This window comes from Marinobacter mangrovi (assembly GCF_016798325.1).
Taxonomy (GTDB): Bacteria; Pseudomonadota; Gammaproteobacteria; order Pseudomonadales; family Oleiphilaceae; genus Marinobacter_A; species Marinobacter_A mangrovi.
This window is the reverse complement of sequence record NZ_JAERVO010000002.1, coordinates 555596-570246: the sequence shown is the minus strand read 5'-3', so window position 1 is coordinate 570246 and position 14651 is coordinate 555596. Positions and strand designations below refer to the sequence as shown.

General features: G+C 61.3%; 17 protein-coding genes. 7 read left to right on the top strand and 10 right to left on the bottom strand.

Annotated features, from left to right (window positions below; translation table 11 throughout):
- Positions 1-68 precede the first annotated feature (68 nt).
- From hisC to JL474_RS08635, 10 genes are all read right to left on the bottom strand, one after another.
- Positions 69-1124 carry a histidinol-phosphate transaminase gene (hisC, locus tag JL474_RS08680; protein WP_203141734.1) on the bottom strand — a complete coding sequence of 352 codons (1056 nt, stop codon included), beginning with the start codon at positions 1122-1124 and terminating at the stop codon, positions 69-71.
- Positions 1121-2446: a histidinol dehydrogenase gene (gene hisD / locus JL474_RS08675; protein WP_203141733.1), complete on the bottom strand. Its 1326-nt coding sequence runs from the start codon at positions 2444-2446 to the stop codon at positions 1121-1123. The genes hisC and hisD overlap by 4 nt, the downstream gene beginning before the upstream one ends.
- Positions 2447-2506: 60 nt before the next feature.
- Positions 2507-3151, bottom strand: coding sequence for an ATP phosphoribosyltransferase (gene hisG / locus JL474_RS08670; RefSeq protein ID WP_123632546.1), 645 nt, complete (start codon positions 3149-3151; stop codon positions 2507-2509).
- A gap of 20 nt (positions 3152-3171) precedes the next feature.
- Positions 3172-4434, bottom strand: coding sequence for a UDP-N-acetylglucosamine 1-carboxyvinyltransferase (gene murA, locus JL474_RS08665; protein WP_123632547.1), 1263 nt, complete (start codon positions 4432-4434; stop codon positions 3172-3174).
- Positions 4435-4506: 72 nt separating this feature from the next.
- Positions 4507-4749, bottom strand: coding sequence for a BolA family protein (locus JL474_RS08660; protein WP_123632548.1), 243 nt, complete (start codon positions 4747-4749; stop codon positions 4507-4509).
- 193 nt (positions 4750-4942) lie between these two features.
- Positions 4943-5269 (bottom strand): STAS domain-containing protein, encoded by a 327-nt coding sequence (locus JL474_RS08655; RefSeq protein ID WP_203141732.1) that lies wholly within the window; start codon positions 5267-5269, stop codon positions 4943-4945.
- A complete protein-coding gene (locus JL474_RS08650) occupies positions 5266-5919 on the bottom strand; it encodes an MlaC/ttg2D family ABC transporter substrate-binding protein (RefSeq protein ID WP_203141731.1) in 654 nt (217 codons plus the stop codon). Before JL474_RS08650 ends, JL474_RS08655 begins: the two co-directional genes overlap by 4 nt.
- Before the next feature lie 27 nt (positions 5920-5946).
- Positions 5947-6396 (bottom strand): outer membrane lipid asymmetry maintenance protein MlaD, encoded by a 450-nt coding sequence (gene mlaD, locus JL474_RS08645; protein ID WP_203141730.1) that lies wholly within the window; start codon positions 6394-6396, stop codon positions 5947-5949.
- Complete coding sequence (gene mlaE / locus JL474_RS08640; protein ID WP_203141729.1) at positions 6396-7178, bottom strand: lipid asymmetry maintenance ABC transporter permease subunit MlaE; 783 nt, start codon at positions 7176-7178, stop codon at positions 6396-6398. The genes mlaD and mlaE overlap by 1 nt, the downstream gene beginning before the upstream one ends.
- Positions 7175-7987: an ATP-binding cassette domain-containing protein gene (locus tag JL474_RS08635; protein ID WP_123632553.1), complete on the bottom strand. Its 813-nt coding sequence runs from the start codon at positions 7985-7987 to the stop codon at positions 7175-7177. The genes mlaE and JL474_RS08635 overlap by 4 nt, the downstream gene beginning before the upstream one ends.
- A gap of 378 nt (positions 7988-8365) precedes the next feature.
- Here JL474_RS08635 and JL474_RS08630 point away from each other — a divergent pair, with 378 nt between their 5' ends.
- From JL474_RS08630 to JL474_RS08600, 7 genes are all read left to right on the top strand, one after another.
- Complete coding sequence (locus JL474_RS08630; RefSeq protein ID WP_123632554.1) at positions 8366-9328, top strand: calcium/sodium antiporter; 963 nt, start codon at positions 8366-8368, stop codon at positions 9326-9328.
- Between the two features lie 14 nt (positions 9329-9342).
- Positions 9343-10311 carry a KpsF/GutQ family sugar-phosphate isomerase gene (locus JL474_RS08625; RefSeq protein WP_123632555.1) on the top strand — a complete coding sequence of 323 codons (969 nt, stop codon included), beginning with the start codon at positions 9343-9345 and terminating at the stop codon, positions 10309-10311.
- A 46-nt stretch (positions 10312-10357) separates the two neighbouring features.
- Positions 10358-10906 (top strand): KdsC family phosphatase, encoded by a 549-nt coding sequence (locus tag JL474_RS08620; RefSeq protein ID WP_123632556.1) that lies wholly within the window; start codon positions 10358-10360, stop codon positions 10904-10906.
- A complete protein-coding gene (gene lptC / locus JL474_RS08615) occupies positions 10906-11499 on the top strand; it encodes an LPS export ABC transporter periplasmic protein LptC (protein WP_203141728.1) in 594 nt (197 codons plus the stop codon). The genes JL474_RS08620 and lptC overlap by 1 nt, the downstream gene beginning before the upstream one ends.
- Positions 11477-12025, top strand: coding sequence for a lipopolysaccharide transport periplasmic protein LptA (gene lptA / locus JL474_RS08610; RefSeq protein WP_123632557.1), 549 nt, complete (start codon positions 11477-11479; stop codon positions 12023-12025). Before lptC ends, lptA begins: the two co-directional genes overlap by 23 nt.
- Positions 12025-12750 (top strand): LPS export ABC transporter ATP-binding protein, encoded by a 726-nt coding sequence (lptB, locus tag JL474_RS08605; RefSeq protein WP_203141727.1) that lies wholly within the window; start codon positions 12025-12027, stop codon positions 12748-12750. Before lptA ends, lptB begins: the two co-directional genes overlap by 1 nt.
- A gap of 293 nt (positions 12751-13043) precedes the next feature.
- Entirely contained in the window at positions 13044-14561 is a 1518-nt protein-coding gene (locus JL474_RS08600) for an RNA polymerase factor sigma-54 (protein ID WP_203141726.1), read from the top strand.
- Positions 14562-14651 lie beyond the last annotated feature (90 nt).

Below are 14651 nucleotides of genomic sequence, written 5' to 3'. Positions count from 1 at the left end.
GGAGACCTCCGGAGTGGATGCTTGAAAAAATGACAGGCCGGCGACCCGAGAGACCGCCGGCCTCGTTCTTACACGATATCAGGCAGGGCCCCGAGCAGGGCGTCGTTCTGGGCTTCGGAACCGATGGTAATGCGCAGGTGGTCCTCGATACGCGGCTTGTTGAAGTGGCGCACGATGATGCTGCGCTCCCGCAATGCCGCAGCCAGGTCTGCACCGGCGTGGCCGGGATGGCGAGCCAGCACGAAATTGGCGGCTGACGGCACCACGTCGAAGCCCAACCGTTCCAGTCCGGCCGTCACCCGCTGGCGCTCGCGGATCACATAGTCGGTCGCGTGACGGAAATAGTCTTCGTCGTCGTAGGCGGCGACGGCCCCAACCAGTGCCAGACGATCCAGTGGGTAGGAGTTGAAGCTGTTCTTCACGCGCTCCAACGCCTCGATCAAGTCTTCATGACCCACGGCGAAACCCACTCGCAGACCGGCCAGCGAGCGTGACTTGGACAGCGTCTGTGTCACCAGCAGGTTGGGATAACGATCCACCAGCTTTATGGCGCTCTCAGCCCCGAAATCCACGTAGGCTTCATCAATCACCACGACCACATCCGGGTTGCCCGCCACAATCCGCTCGACGCCGGATAAGGCCAGGGCCCGACCGGAAGGCGCATTCGGGTTGGGAAAGATGATACCGCCACAATCGCCAGTGTAATCCTCCGGACGGATCGAGAAATCCTCCGCCACCGGGATCGCCTGGGCCTCGATGTGGTAGATACCGCAGTAGACCGGATAAAAACTGTAGGTAATGTCCGGAAACAGGACCGGCTTGCCGTGCTGGAACAGGCCGAAGAAGATATGCGCCAGTACTTCGTCGGACCCGTTGCCCAGGAACACCTGTTTTGTCGACACCCCGTGGTAATCCGCCAGCTTGGCTTTAAGGACATCGCCATTGGGGTCCGGGTAGAGACGCAGGTTGTCGCCCGCCTCGGCACGAATGGCTTCCAGCACTTTCGGGGACGGGCCCAGGGGGTGCTCGTTGGTATTGAGCTTCACCAGATCCTTGAGTTTGGGCTGTTCGCCGGGCACATAGGGAGTCAGTTCCTTGACCCGGGGGCTCCAGAATCGGCTCATGATGCCTCCCCATTCTTATCCCGGATACGGTACTCAGCGGATTGCGCATGCGCTGTCAGCCCCTCGCCACGGGCCAATACGGAAGCGACTTTCCCCATTTCGCTCGCACCTTCCGCAGAGAAGCCGATGATGGATGAGCGTTTCTGGAAGTCGTAGACGCCCAGCGGCGACGAGAAGCGCGCCGTGCCGGATGTCGGCAGTACGTGATTGGGTCCGGCGCAGTAATCGCCCAGGGCTTCCGCCGTGAAGCGCCCCATAAAGATGGCGCCGGCGTGCCGGATGGACGGCAGCAAGCCTTCGGGATCCGCTACCGACAACTCGAGGTGTTCCGGCGCAATGCGGTTGCTGACCGCAGCGGCCTGGGCCAGGTCGTCGACATGGATCAGCGCCGCGCGATCGGAAATCGATGTGGCGATAATCTCGGCCCGTTCCATAGTGGGCAGGAGCTTGCGGATACTGGCTTCGACCCGGTCGAGGAAGTCAGCGTCCGGGCTGATCAGGATCGACTGGGCCTGTTCATCGTGCTCGGCCTGGGAGAACAGGTCCATGGCGATCCAGTCCGGATCGGTCTGGCCGTCGCAGATCACCAGAATCTCCGACGGGCCCGCAATCATATCGATACCCACCGTGCCGAACACTTCGCGCTTGGCGGTCGCGACAAAGATGTTGCCAGGACCGACGATCTTGTCGACCCGCGGCACGGTTTCGGTGCCATACGCCAGCGCGGCTACCGCCTGAGCGCCGCCGATGGTGAAAACCCGGTCCACGCCGGCGATACCAGCCGCAGCCAGGACCAGCTCATTCACCGTTCCACCGGGCGTAGGCACGACCATCACCACCTCTTCCACGCCGGCCACTTTTGCCGGAATAGCATTCATCAAAACGGATGAAGGATAGGCGGCCTTGCCGCCGGGCACGTAAAGCCCGGCCCGATCCAGTGGGGTCACCTTCTGACCCAGGACGGTGCCGTCCGCTTCTTCGTACTGCCAGGACGGCGCCTTCTGGCGTTCGTGGTAATCGCGAACACGGGCCGCGGCGGACTCCAGCGCCTCACGCTGGGCGTCAGGAATCGAGTCAACCGCTTCGGCCATGCGCGCTTTGGAGACTTCCAGCTCAGCCACGCCGGTCGCCGTGACGCGATCGAAGCGCTCGGTGAATTCCAGCAACGCCGCGTCACCCCGGGTGCGCACTTCATGCAGGATATGCCGGACCGACTCGTTGACCTGATGATCGACGCTGTCATCCCACGCCAGCAGGCGATCCAGGGTGACATCGAAATCCGCCGCATTGGCGGACAGGCGTTTTACGGTAACCTCGGTCATAACACATCCTCTCGGGATACGGACAAAGACTGGTTGGGTTTGGCAGGGGCGTGGCGGCCGTCAGGCCTCGCGACGACGGTCGACCGCCTCACCCAGTTTTTCAATGATCGGGTGCAGGACCCGGTGCTTCATCTTCATGGAAGCGCGGTTAGCCACCAGACGGGTGCTGATGTGGGTAATCAGTTCGCGTGGCTCCAGACCATTGGCCTTGAGGGTATTACCGGTGTCGACAATGTCCACGATCTCATCCGCCAGATTGAGAATGGGCGCCAGCTCCATAGCCCCATACAGCTTGATGATATCCGCCTGGCGGCCCTGTGAGGCGTAGTACTGACGCGCCAGATTGACGAACTTTGTCGCCACCCGCACGCGCCCCTCGGGGGAGGTCTGCCCGACCGGACCGGCGGTCATCAGCTTGCAGCGGGCAATGTTCAGGTCCAGCGGTTCATACAGACCGGCGCCGCCGTGCTCCATCAGGACGTCCTTACCGGTCACGCCCAGATCGGCGCCGCCGTACTGGACGTAGGTCGGCACGTCGGTCGCGCGGATAATCAGCAGGCGCACGGCCGGATCGGTCGTGGGGAAGACCAGTTTGCGGGAGCGGTCGATGTCGTCGACTGGCTCAATGCCCGCCTCCGCCAGTAATGGCAGGGTTTCCTTGAGGATCCGCCCCTTGGAAAGTGCGATGGTGATGCTGTCTGTCATAGTCTGTCCAAATTCCGGGATCAGGCAGGCAGTCGGCGGATACTGGCCCCAAGCAACTGCAGCTTTTCTTCAATGCATTCGTAACCACGGTCGATGTGGTAGATGCGATCGACAATGGTATCGCCATCGGCGACCAGACCGGCGATGACCAGGCTGGCCGATGCCCGCAGGTCCGTTGCCATAACGGGCGCACCGTTCAGCTTTTCCACGCCGCGAATGATCGCGGTGTTGCCTTCCAGGGTGATGTCCGCACCCATCCGGCTCAGTTCCTGGATGTGCATGAAGCGGTTCTCGAACACCGTTTCGGTAATCGCGCCACTGCCCTCGGCCACGGCATTCATGGCGGCAAACTGGGCCTGCATATCGGTCGGGAAGGCTGGATACGGCGCCGTCCGCAAGCTGACCGCGCGCGGGCGGTTGCCCTTCATGTCGAGTTCGATCCAGTCCTTGCCGGTGGAGATGTGCGCCCCGGTTTCGCTGAGCTTCAGCAGGACGGCTTCCAGCAGATCTTCGCGGGTGTCCTTCAGCTTGACCCGACCGCCGGTCGCTGCCGCCGCCACCAGGTAGGTGCCGGTCTCGACGCGGTCCGGCAGTACGTCGTAATGACAGCCGTGCAGGCGCTCAACCCCGTTGATTTCGATGGTCGCCGTACCCGCACCCTTGATGTCTGCGCCCATGGCAATCAGACACTCGGCCAGGTCCACGACTTCCGGCTCACGCGCCGCGTTTTCCAGGATGGTTTTGCCGTCCGCCAGCGCAGCCGCCATCATCAGGTTCTCGGTGCCGGTCACGGTGACGGTGTCGAGGAAGATGTGAGCGCCCTTCAGGCGGCCATTGCTGCGCGCCTTGATGTAGCCGTTCTCGACCTTCACTTCGGCGCCCATCTGCTCCAGCCCCTGGATATGCAGGTTGACCGGCCGGCTGCCGATCGCACACCCACCCGGCAGGGAGACTTCCGCCTGGCCGAAGTGGGCCACCAGCGGACCCAGCACCAGGATCGACGCACGCATGGTTTTGACCAGCTCGTACGGCGCGTGGAATTCCTTGATGGTGTTGGCGTGCACCTCGACGCTCATCTTCTCGTCGATCATCAGCTCAATGCCCATGCGGCCCAGCAGCTCGATCATGGTGGTGATGTCGTTCAGGTGCGGCAGGTTGCCAACGGTCACCGGCTCGTCAGCCAGCAGTGTCGAAGCCAGAATCGGCAGCGCGGAGTTCTTGGCGCCGGAAATCCGGATTTCCCCGTCTAGCGGCTTACGGCCGCGGATGAGCAATTTGTCCACGAATCTTGTCCTGTTAATGTGGGTCGCAGGGTCCCGGTCGGGGCCTGAACGGCATCAGGCCACCCCACCGGATCAGCCCTGGCGGGCCTGCCATTGAGCCGGAGTGAATGCCTTGATGGTCAGGGCGTGTATAGTACCGTCAGACAACTGCGGGTTGAGCGCAGCGTAGATCAACTGCTGCTTCTTGACCGGCGACATGCCTTCGAATCGATCACCGATGGCCACAACCAGATAGTGGTTGCCGTCATTCTGGACCTGGATCTCACAGTCGGGCAGCTCTTTACGAACCAGCTCTGCCACGTCCTCCGCCTGCATGTGCGTACCTCAATCGTTTGGGGAATGCGAGCCGTCCGGCGACTCCAATCTACTAAGCTCCCGAAGCAAGGGTCTCCGGCAAGCATCGAAATTTCAGAAGCGGAATTGTATCGAATTCCGGCGGAAGGCTAAACAACGGATGGATGAAAGCTGCCAATGGATGTGATTGGAGCGGCCGCCCCATTCCGGTGGGTCAGCCGACGAGCCCGAGATAATCGGCCACGTTGCCCATTCGGGCCAGGTCGACGAGACGATCGCTGACACCCGTGAACTCGAGCGCAACCCCCTGTTTCTCGGCCTGACGCTTCCAACAGAGCATCAGAGACACCAGCACGCTGCTGGCCCGATCGATGCCGGCCAGGTCCATACGACAGGCACTGCCGCCCTGCTCGGCCAGGAAGCCCTCGCCCTGCTTGCGCAGCGCAAGGACATCCCGGTCCAGTAGCTCAGGAGCCAACTGGAACGTGGGCAGCGAGTCACCGGCCGCGTTGACAGCTTGAGCCTGAGCCTGTCGGGTCACGACTGATCCACCTTCTTGTCCAGATCCAGTTCCTTGACCGTATCCGTCCAGCCGTCGATCACCGCCTGCACGTTGTTGCGGTTTTCTTCCATTTCCTGCGCAAAACGATCACGGAACGCCAGGCCGATGTTCACCCCTTCGACAATCACGTTTTCCATCATCCAGCGGTCGTTGTCGTTGAGGTACATCGAATAGACCACCGGATAACGATTGCCGGAGGCCGTGGTGACCTGCAGCTCCACGGACGCCCGCTCATCGTTGTTCGGATTGATCGTGGCATCGCCCACGCTGATGGTGAAGTTGTCGGCTTCGACAAGCGCCTTGGCATAACTGTCGAACAGGCTGCGCTTGAATTTCTCGACGAAAGCATCCCGCTGCTCCGGTGACGCCTGCCGCGCGTAACGGCCCATGACCCGGGCCGCGATGCGGCGAAAATCGACGAAGTTCGAGAGCGCCGATTCCATCTGCTCGTAAAACGCCTCACGATCCGAGTTGTAGAGCCCCCGTTTTTCGTTGAGCTCCTGGACCAGCGCCTGCGTGTTGTCATCCACGTACTGACGCAGCGAATCGCTGTCTGCTGAGGCCGGCATCGCCGCTACTACCAGCAGCATTGCCATAAGACTGCCCCAGACCTGTCGGACTGCTTTCATAACCCGGCTCCTGACTGAATTGGCCTCTTACTTCCCTGAGGCAAAGTTACTGATTAAACGTTCAATGTTGAGCGCCGACTGGGTGCCGTAAAAGGTGTCGCCATCTTTCATGTACGACTGATCGGCGCCAACGGATACATCCACGTATTTCTCGCCCAGCAGACCGGCGGTGCGGATAATCGCCGAGCTGTCGGTCGGAATGATTTCCGCGGACTTGTTGATTTCCATTTCGACGCGCGCCTGGTAGGTCTTGGGATCGAGCTTGATGCCCGTGACCCGGCCAATCGTAACCCCGGCCATCGACACCTGACCCCGTACCGCCAGACCGCCGACGTCGTTGAAGTTGGCGTAGACCTTGTAGGTCGGTTCCGCCGCCTGCGGCGTGAGGCCGCTGACCTGGAGCGCCAGGAACAGCAGGGCGCCACATCCGGCAAGCACAAACGCACCCACCACTATTTCCATTGTTCTCTGACGCATCAGATATCTCCGAACATCACTGCAGTGAGAATGAAATCAAGACCGAGTACCGCCAGCGAGGAGTAGACCACGGTCTTGGTGGTCGCCGAGCTGATCCCCTCGGAGGTCGGCACACTGTCGTAGCCCTGGTAAACCGCGATCCAGGTGCAGACAAAACCAAACACAATACTTTTGATCACGCCGTTGAGGACGTCTTCGCCGAAATCGACCGACGATTGCATGTTGGCCCAGTAAGACCCTTCGAATACGCCCAGCCAGTCAACGCCGACCAGCATACCGCCCCAGATACCCACAACGGAGAAGATCATCGCCAGCAGCGGCATGGTAATGAATCCGGCCCAGAACCGTGGCGCGATGACCCGGCGCAGCGGATCCACTCCCATCATCTCCATGCTGGACAGCTGTTCGGTGGCTTTCATCAAACCGATTTCTGCCGTCAGGGCGGAACCGGCCCGGCCAGCAAACAGCAGCGCCGTCACCACCGGCCCCAGTTCACGCACCAGGGTCAGGGCCACCATCTGACCGATCGCCTGCTCCGAGCCATAGTCGGTCAGGATGTTGTAGCCCTGCAGCCCCAACACCATGCCGATAAACAGCCCCGAGACCACGATGATGGCCAGCGACAGCACGCCGACCGCGTAGATTTGCTTGACCAGCAGCGGCAAACCCGTCGCTGGCCGCGGCACGGCAATCAGGCTGCGCACGAGAAATTCACTGGACCGCCCCAGGGAGGCCAGGATATCAAAAGTGCCACGTCCGATCGTTGCGAGACGGTCAATCATCGTTGTGCCCCACCTGCCAGATCCTCGGCGATCGGCTCCGCCGGATAATGGAAAGGAACAGGGCCGTCGGGCTTACCCTGCAGGAATTGCTGCACGCGCTCGGATGGATTGTCCTGCAGCTCCTCCGGTGTACCCGCACCGATCACCTGCCCGTTGGACACGATACAGGCGTAATCGCAGATGCTCAGGGATTCGGGAACATCGTGAGACACCAGCACACTGGTGAGGCCCATCGAACGATTGAGCTTACTGATCATTTCTACCAGAACGCCCTTGGCGATCGGATCCTGCCCCGTGAACGGTTCATCGTACATGATCAATTCAGGATCCAGGGCGATACTGCGGGCCAGTGCCACACGCCGGGTCATCCCGCCGGACAGTTCAGATGGCATCAGATCCCGCGCACCACGCAACCCGACTGCTTCCAGCTTCATCAGCACGATATCGCGGATCATGTCTTCCGGAAGCTTGGTGTGTACCCGCAGCGGAAAGGCCACATTCTCGTAGGTGCTGATGTCTGAAAACAGGGCACCACTCTGGAACAGCATACCCATCCGCTTGCGCAGGTCGTACAGCGCAGAGCGCCGCAGTTTATGCACACAGATGCCGTCCACGGTGATGCGGCCACTTTCGGGGCGCAACTGACCGCCGATCAGCTTGAGCAGAGTGGTCTTGCCGGTCCCACTCGGCCCCATAATCGCCGTCACCTTCCCCCGGGGGATCTGCAACGACAGACCATCGAAGATGCGACGCTCGCCCCGCAGAAAAACGAGGTTCTGGATATCGATAAAAGTGGACTCTGATGTCATCGAGACCTTTCCTGTTGGAGGCACCCTGACAACCGGGATAGCGGGGCGCCGCACCAGCTCTTTGCCGGGAGGACCGCTTGCCCTTCGGCAATCGTCTTCATCCCTGTCTGCACGGCATTGTTCCAGATATTCACGTCGGACACATTAATGTGTCGTTAAATCCATGCCACACCGAAAAATCTGACGTCCCTGCGGACACGGTCGACCACAAAGGGCGCTACAGTATGACAACTTGGCGGGAAGCTCAAATGCAGCCCGCACCAACGCGACGTTTCAATTATTCCTGACGATCCATACACCTGCACCATTCCCGGTTGCGACCGCCCCGCAACTCCATCACAATTTCCCGCCTTGTTCAGCGATCCATGGAATGACGGTATGTCTCTGCTTCCCTACATCGGCGCCATCATCGCCGGCCTTGTTCTCCTGATCTGGAGTGCCGACCGCTTTGTCGAAGGCGCCGTGGCCATGGCCCGCACCCTGGGTATGTCGCCGATGATGATCGGTCTGACCATCGTCGCCTTCGGCACCTCGGCGCCGGAGATGCTGGTGTCCGCCACGGCAGCCCTCACCGACGCACCGGCGCTGGCCGTGGGTAACGCGCTGGGCTCTAACATCGCCAACATTGGCCTGGTCCTGGGCATCACCACGCTGATAGCGCCGATTCCGCTCAAGCGCACCGTCCTGTTCCGCGAATTCCCGGTCCTGCTGGGCGTGACCATCCTGGTGTTCCCGCTCCTGCTCGATGGCGAACTCTCGCCCACCGACGGCCTCATCTTCCTGGCCATGCTGGCCCTGTCGCTTTTCCTGATGAGCCGCGGCAACAAGCCGGGGGAAGCGCCGGAATTCCTTGAAGAGCTGGAGGAGATGCCGGTCATGAGTACGAAGCGGGCCACGATCTGGTTCGTCGTGGGCCTCGCCGCACTGATCCTCAGCTCACGGGTTCTGGTCTGGGGCGCCACCGAAATGGCCCTGTCTCTCGGCGTCAGCGAGCTGATCATCGGCCTGACCATCGTCGCCATCGGCACCAGCCTGCCCGAGCTGGCCGCCTCGGTCGCCAGTGCCCTCAAGGGCCACCATGACGTGGCGCTGGGCAATATCGTCGGCTCCAACCTGTTCAACCTCCTGGCCGTCCTGGCGATGCCGGCCCTGCTCAACCCACTGGCCATCGACAGCGATGTCCTTTACCGGGATTACGGCACCATGACCGGACTGACCCTGCTGCTTGCCGCCTTCGCTTACGGCATGCAGAAAAAGGGAAAACTGGCGCGCTTTGAAGGTGGTATACTGCTGGCCGGATACATTGCATACACCGTCGTGCTCTACCACGCAGCACGTTAAGGATCACCCGGCCCATGAGAAGTTCCTTTATCGAATCGGCCCGCCAGGCCATCGCCATTGAGCGCGAGGCCATCGACGCCCTCACCGATCGCATCGACCACACCTTTGAGAAAGCCTGCGAACTGGTGATGCAGTGCAACGGTCGGGTTGTAGTGACCGGCATGGGCAAATCCGGCCATATCGGTAAGAAGATTGCGGCCACCCTGGCCAGTACAGGCACTCCGTCTTTTTTCGTCCACCCCGGCGAAGCCAGTCACGGCGACCTGGGCATGATCACGGGCGACGACGTGGTCCTGGCTATCTCCAACTCCGGCCAGACCGCTGAAGTGCTGACCATACTGCCACTCATCAAGCGCATGGGTGCCCCGCTGATCAGCATGACCGGCGAGCCGGATTCCGTACTCGCCCGGGAGGCCGAAGCCAACCTGGACGTCAGTGTTCCCAGGGAAGCCTGCCCACTGGGCCTCGCGCCCACCAGCAGCACTACAGCAACGCTGGTGATGGGCGATGCGCTCGCTGTCGCCCTGCTTGAGGCCCGGGGTTTCAGCGCCGAGGACTTTGCCTTTTCGCACCCGGGCGGCAGCCTTGGACGGCGCCTGCTGCTGCGCGTGTCCGACATCATGCACACCGGCGATCGCGTTCCACGCGTGTCTCCGGACACCCTGCTCAGCGAGGCGCTGCTGGAAATCTCCGGCAAGGGGCTGGGCATGACCACCGTCGTGGACGACAACGGTCAGATGATCGGCGTCTTCACCGACGGGGACCTGCGCCGCACACTCGATCGCAACCTGGACGTTCACATCACGCCCGTCCGCGATGTAATGACGGTAGGCGGCAAACGCATCTGCGAAGAACAGCTCGCCGCCGAGGCGCTGAAAATCATGGACGAGGTCAAGATCACCGCGTTGCCGGTCACCGACCGCAACGGCGACCTGGTCGGCGCAATCAATATGCACGACCTGTTGCGCGCCGGCGTACTCTGAGGCGCCAGAACCCGTTAACCTGAAAGTGATGTTAAAGGAACCCTTCATGGAACGTCCGTTGCCCGACGACCTGATCAGCAAAGCCGCCGGCATTCGCCTGCTGGCCCTGGATGTGGACGGCGTCCTCACCGATGGCCGTCTGTATTTCACAGCCCAGGGTGACGAGATGAAGGCCTTTAACATCCTCGATGGGCATGGCATCAAACAGCTCCAGCGGGCCGGAGTCGACGTCGCCATCATAACCGGTCGCAATTCACCACTCACCGCAAGACGAGCGCGCGATCTGGGCATAAAGCACCTGCAACAGGGCCGAGAAGACAAGGAAACCGCCTTGCGCGAACTCCTGCAGGAACTCAACCTGCCCGCCGAGCAGTCCGCCTACATGGGCGATGACCTGCCAGACCTGGGCGCCATCATGCACGCCGGCCTGGGACTGTCCGTGCCCAACGGCCACTGGTATGTCCGCGAGCAGGCCGATTACACGACCGAAACGGCCGGCGGTGAAGGCGCCGTCCGGGAAATCTGCGACCTCATCCTGCAGGCCCAGAACAAGCTGGCGGACCTGCACCTCACCTATCACGCACGGGGCGCCTGATGTTACTGAGCCGCCTGAACCATCCGCGTCTGCGCTTCCTGGCCCTGGCCATCCTGTCGGCGGTCCTGATCGGCCTGCTGTGGCGCAGCGACGACCAGGGTGGCCCCTCCATCGGCCAGGAACTGCGCGGCCCGGACGAGCCGGACAGCTTTGTGGTCAATGGCGAATACCGGTCCTTCGACGAACAGGGCAAGCTCACCACCGTGATCAGCAGCCCCCGCATCGAGCAGTTTGACGCACAGAACCGGGCCCACATGCAGCAGCCCAGGGCCACCATGATCGATGCGGACTCCGGCCAGCCCTGGCACATGCGCGCCGACGAGGGCAACTACCGCACCAATCGCGATGTGATTGACCTGTCCGGCAACGTGGTCATCAGCCGCGTGCTGGCCTCGGGGTCCGAAGGCAGTCTGGAAACCACGCATCTGACACTGGATAACCAAAAGCGCATTGTGCACACTGACGCCCCGGTGCTGCTCCGGGATCCGCGCGGCACCACCCGGGCCACCGGCATGAAAGCCTGGATCGACCAACGGATCGTGCAACTCCAATCACAGGTGGAAGGACAGTATGAATTGTCATCTTCGCAATAAGTCCCGCCTATTGCGACGCATCGCAGGCGCCGCCCTGCTGGTGCTGGCATCCCAAGCCCAGGCTTTCGACCTCAATTCCGACAGCCCCATCAAGGTCAGCGCGGACCAGGCACGCCTCGACGACGCCAAGGGCACCGCGATCTACACCGGTGACGTGGTGGTCCGCCAGGACGGCACCGAACTGACCGCCGACAAGGTCGTCCTGTATCGGGAGCAAGGCGCGCTGAACCGCATCGAGGCGCACGGCAAACCGGCCCATTACACCCAGCCCAAGACCGCGGATACGGCCAAGACCGATGCCGAGGCCATGACCATCATCTATGCCGCCGGCGAGAACCGGATCACCTTCATTGAGAAGGCCGTGATTCACCAGGACGGCAACGTCTTCAAGGGTGAGGAAATCAACTACGACACCGCCACCCGCGTGGTCACCGCCAGCGGCAGCCGCGACGGTAACGATCAGGACGGCCGGGTCGAGATGGTCATTCAGCCGCGCCAGAAAACCGGCGGGGAGAGCGGCAACTGATGGCGATCCTGCGCGCAAATAACCTGGCCAAGAGCTACAAGCAGATCAAGGTCGTCAAGGATGTGTCCCTGGAAATCCGCAGCGGCGAGATCGTCGGACTGCTGGGACCCAATGGCGCCGGCAAGACCACCTGCTTCTACATGATCGTCGGCCTGGTGCCGGCCGATAACGGCCGCGTCACCATCGACGAACGGGACATCACGCCGTTGCCCATGCATGGCCGTGCGCGCGCCGGTATCGGCTACCTGCCGCAGGAAGCGTCCGTGTTCCGCAAGCTCAGTGTTCGCGACAACATCATGGCGATCCTGGAAACGCGCAAGAAACTGAGCAAGGCCGAGCGCGAGACGCAACTGGAAAACCTGCTGGAAGAGTTTCACATCACCCATATCCGGGACAGCCTGGGTATGGCGTTATCCGGTGGCGAGCGGCGCCGGGTGGAAATCGCCCGGGCGCTGGCGATGGAACCGGCGTTCATTCTGCTGGACGAACCGTTTGCCGGCGTCGACCCGATCTCGGTGAGCGACATCAAACAGATCATCCGGCACTTGCGGGACAAAGGGATCGGCGTGCTGATTACCGATCACAACGTGCGAGAGACCCTGGATATCTGCGAGAATGCTTACATCGTGAGTGGTGGGCACATCATTGCCTCCGGTCACGCCGACGACATCCTGGCCAACCAGCAGGTCAAGGAGGTCTACCTCGGCAACGAGTTCCGATTGTGAAAAACGGTCACAAATCCGGCCAAAGTGCGCCCCGGGCTATCGCATAATTGCCCCGAGACGCTAAACTCAAAAACAGGACCGAACGGCGAACCACTCGCCCTGACGGTCAAAACGTTGTCATCTGGACACCCATAGCAGTAAACTTCGGCAAAGAATTTGCTTGTCGCGCCAAATCGTCATTCGACATGTTAAGTTTCAAGGCCCTATCGATATCGGGCGTGGCGTGATTCGCGAAAACCAGGCAACAAAAGTACAGCCGACAGGCATAGGGTGACGGGACTAAATCGATGGTAATGAAAGCTTCGCTTCAGCTGAAGCTGGGTCAACAGCTCACCATGACACCCCAGTTGCAACAGGCCATTCGCCTGCTGCAACTGTCCACGCTGGACCTGCAACAGGAAATCCAGCAGGCGCTCGAATCCAACCCCATGCTGGAGACCTCCGAGGAGGAGGACGGTAATGACGCCGCCGAGAACGACGGCGATACCGACGACAGCAACTCCAAAGAGCAAAACGACTCCGACGCGTCGCAGGAAGACACCAGTTGGGACGACCCCGCTGACGAACCGGACTGGAACACCGAAACCAACCAGGACATTCCGGACGACCTGCCCGTCGACACGGCCTGGGACGACATCTACCAGTCCGCACCCGCTCCCGCATCACGCGGGGAAGACGATGACGACACCGATTTCGAGTCCCGCAACTCCCCCACCGAAACCCTGCAGGATCACCTCCTCTGGCAGTTGAACCTGACGCCCATGGGCGATCGGGACCGTGCCATTGCCCATGCCCTGCTCGATTCGGTGGACCCGCGTGGCTACCTGGTGACGTCCCTGGACGACATTCACACCGGCCTGCTTGATGAGGCGGACGAAGATCCCCTGGAAATGGACGAGGTCGAGGCGGTCCTGCGTCGCCTTCAGCATTTTGATCCGCCCGGCGTCTTCGCCCGTGATCTGCAGGAATGCCTGCTGATCCAGCTCAACCAGCTGCCGCCGGACACTCCCTGGTTGCCACAGGCCCGACTGGTGGTCAGTCACTACATCAACCTGCTGGGGAACCGGGACTACGCCCAGCTGCTGCGCCGCAGCCGCCTCTCGGAAGAACAGCTCAAATCCGTACTGGCCCTGATCCAGACCCTGAATCCACGCCCCGGCGACTCACTCGATCGCGCTGAACCGGACTACGTGGTGCCCGATGTGGTGGTGTCCAAGATCAAGGGCCGCTGGCGCGTGGAGCTGAACCCGGAAATCGCACCGCGCATTCGCGTCAACGCGGGTTACGCAGCGCTGATCCGACGTGCCGACAACAGCGCCGACAACACCTATTTGCGCGATCAGCTGCAGGAAGCCAAGTGGTTCATCAAAAGTCTGCAGAGCCGTAACGAAACCCTGCTCAAGGTCGCCACACGCATTGTCGAGCATCAGCAGGGATTCCTCGACCAGGGCGAAGAAGCGATGAAGCCGCTGATCCTGTCTGACATCGCCCAGGCCGTCGGGATGCACGAATCCACCATCTCGCGGGTGACCACTCAGAAGTACATGCACACACCGCGTGGCATCTTCGAGCTCAAGTATTTCTTCTCAAGTCATGTCAGCACGAACGAAGGCGGCGAGTGTTCGTCTACGGCAATTCGTGCCATGATCAAGAAACTGGTTGCCGCCGAAACACCGAAGAAGCCACTCAGCGACAGCAAGATTGCCGCTTTGCTGGGTGACCAGGGGATCCAGGTCGCACGACGCACCGTGGCCAAGTATCGGGAAGCCATGCATATTCCGCCTTCCAACGAGCGCAAGCGGTTGGTGTAATCGTCGGAGGGACGGAAGAGCAGGATTTTCAAGCGTCCGCCGCACGCGACGGGCTCAACGCCGGAAACGGAGACGTTATCCGGGCATGTC

Excerpts from the sequence above, each read along its gene's own strand:
- hisC (WP_203141734.1), bottom strand. The coding sequence starts at position 1,124 with ATGAGCCGATTCTGGAGCCCCCGGGTCAAGGAACTGACTCCCTATGTG.
- hisD (WP_203141733.1), bottom strand. The coding sequence starts at position 2,446 with ATGACCGAGGTTACCGTAAAACGCCTGTCCGCCAATGCGGCGGATTTC.
- hisG (WP_123632546.1), bottom strand. The coding sequence starts at position 3,151 with ATGACAGACAGCATCACCATCGCACTTTCCAAGGGGCGGATCCTCAAG.
- JL474_RS08660 (WP_123632548.1), bottom strand. The coding sequence starts at position 4,749 with ATGCAGGCGGAGGACGTGGCAGAGCTGGTTCGTAAAGAGCTGCCCGAC.
- JL474_RS08650 (WP_203141731.1), bottom strand. The coding sequence starts at position 5,919 with ATGAAAGCAGTCCGACAGGTCTGGGGCAGTCTTATGGCAATGCTGCTG.
- mlaD (WP_203141730.1), bottom strand. The coding sequence starts at position 6,396 with ATGCGTCAGAGAACAATGGAAATAGTGGTGGGTGCGTTTGTGCTTGCC.
- mlaE (WP_203141729.1), bottom strand. The coding sequence starts at position 7,178 with ATGATTGACCGTCTCGCAACGATCGGACGTGGCACTTTTGATATCCTG.
- JL474_RS08635 (WP_123632553.1), bottom strand. The coding sequence starts at position 7,987 with ATGACATCAGAGTCCACTTTTATCGATATCCAGAACCTCGTTTTTCTG.
- JL474_RS08630 (WP_123632554.1), top strand. The coding sequence starts at position 8,366 with ATGTCTCTGCTTCCCTACATCGGCGCCATCATCGCCGGCCTTGTTCTC.
- JL474_RS08625 (WP_123632555.1), top strand. The coding sequence starts at position 9,343 with ATGAGAAGTTCCTTTATCGAATCGGCCCGCCAGGCCATCGCCATTGAG.
- JL474_RS08620 (WP_123632556.1), top strand. The coding sequence starts at position 10,358 with ATGGAACGTCCGTTGCCCGACGACCTGATCAGCAAAGCCGCCGGCATT.
- lptC (WP_203141728.1), top strand. The coding sequence starts at position 10,906 with ATGTTACTGAGCCGCCTGAACCATCCGCGTCTGCGCTTCCTGGCCCTG.
- lptA (WP_123632557.1), top strand. The coding sequence starts at position 11,477 with ATGAATTGTCATCTTCGCAATAAGTCCCGCCTATTGCGACGCATCGCA.
- lptB (WP_203141727.1), top strand. The coding sequence starts at position 12,025 with ATGGCGATCCTGCGCGCAAATAACCTGGCCAAGAGCTACAAGCAGATC.
- JL474_RS08600 (WP_203141726.1), top strand. The coding sequence starts at position 13,044 with ATGAAAGCTTCGCTTCAGCTGAAGCTGGGTCAACAGCTCACCATGACA.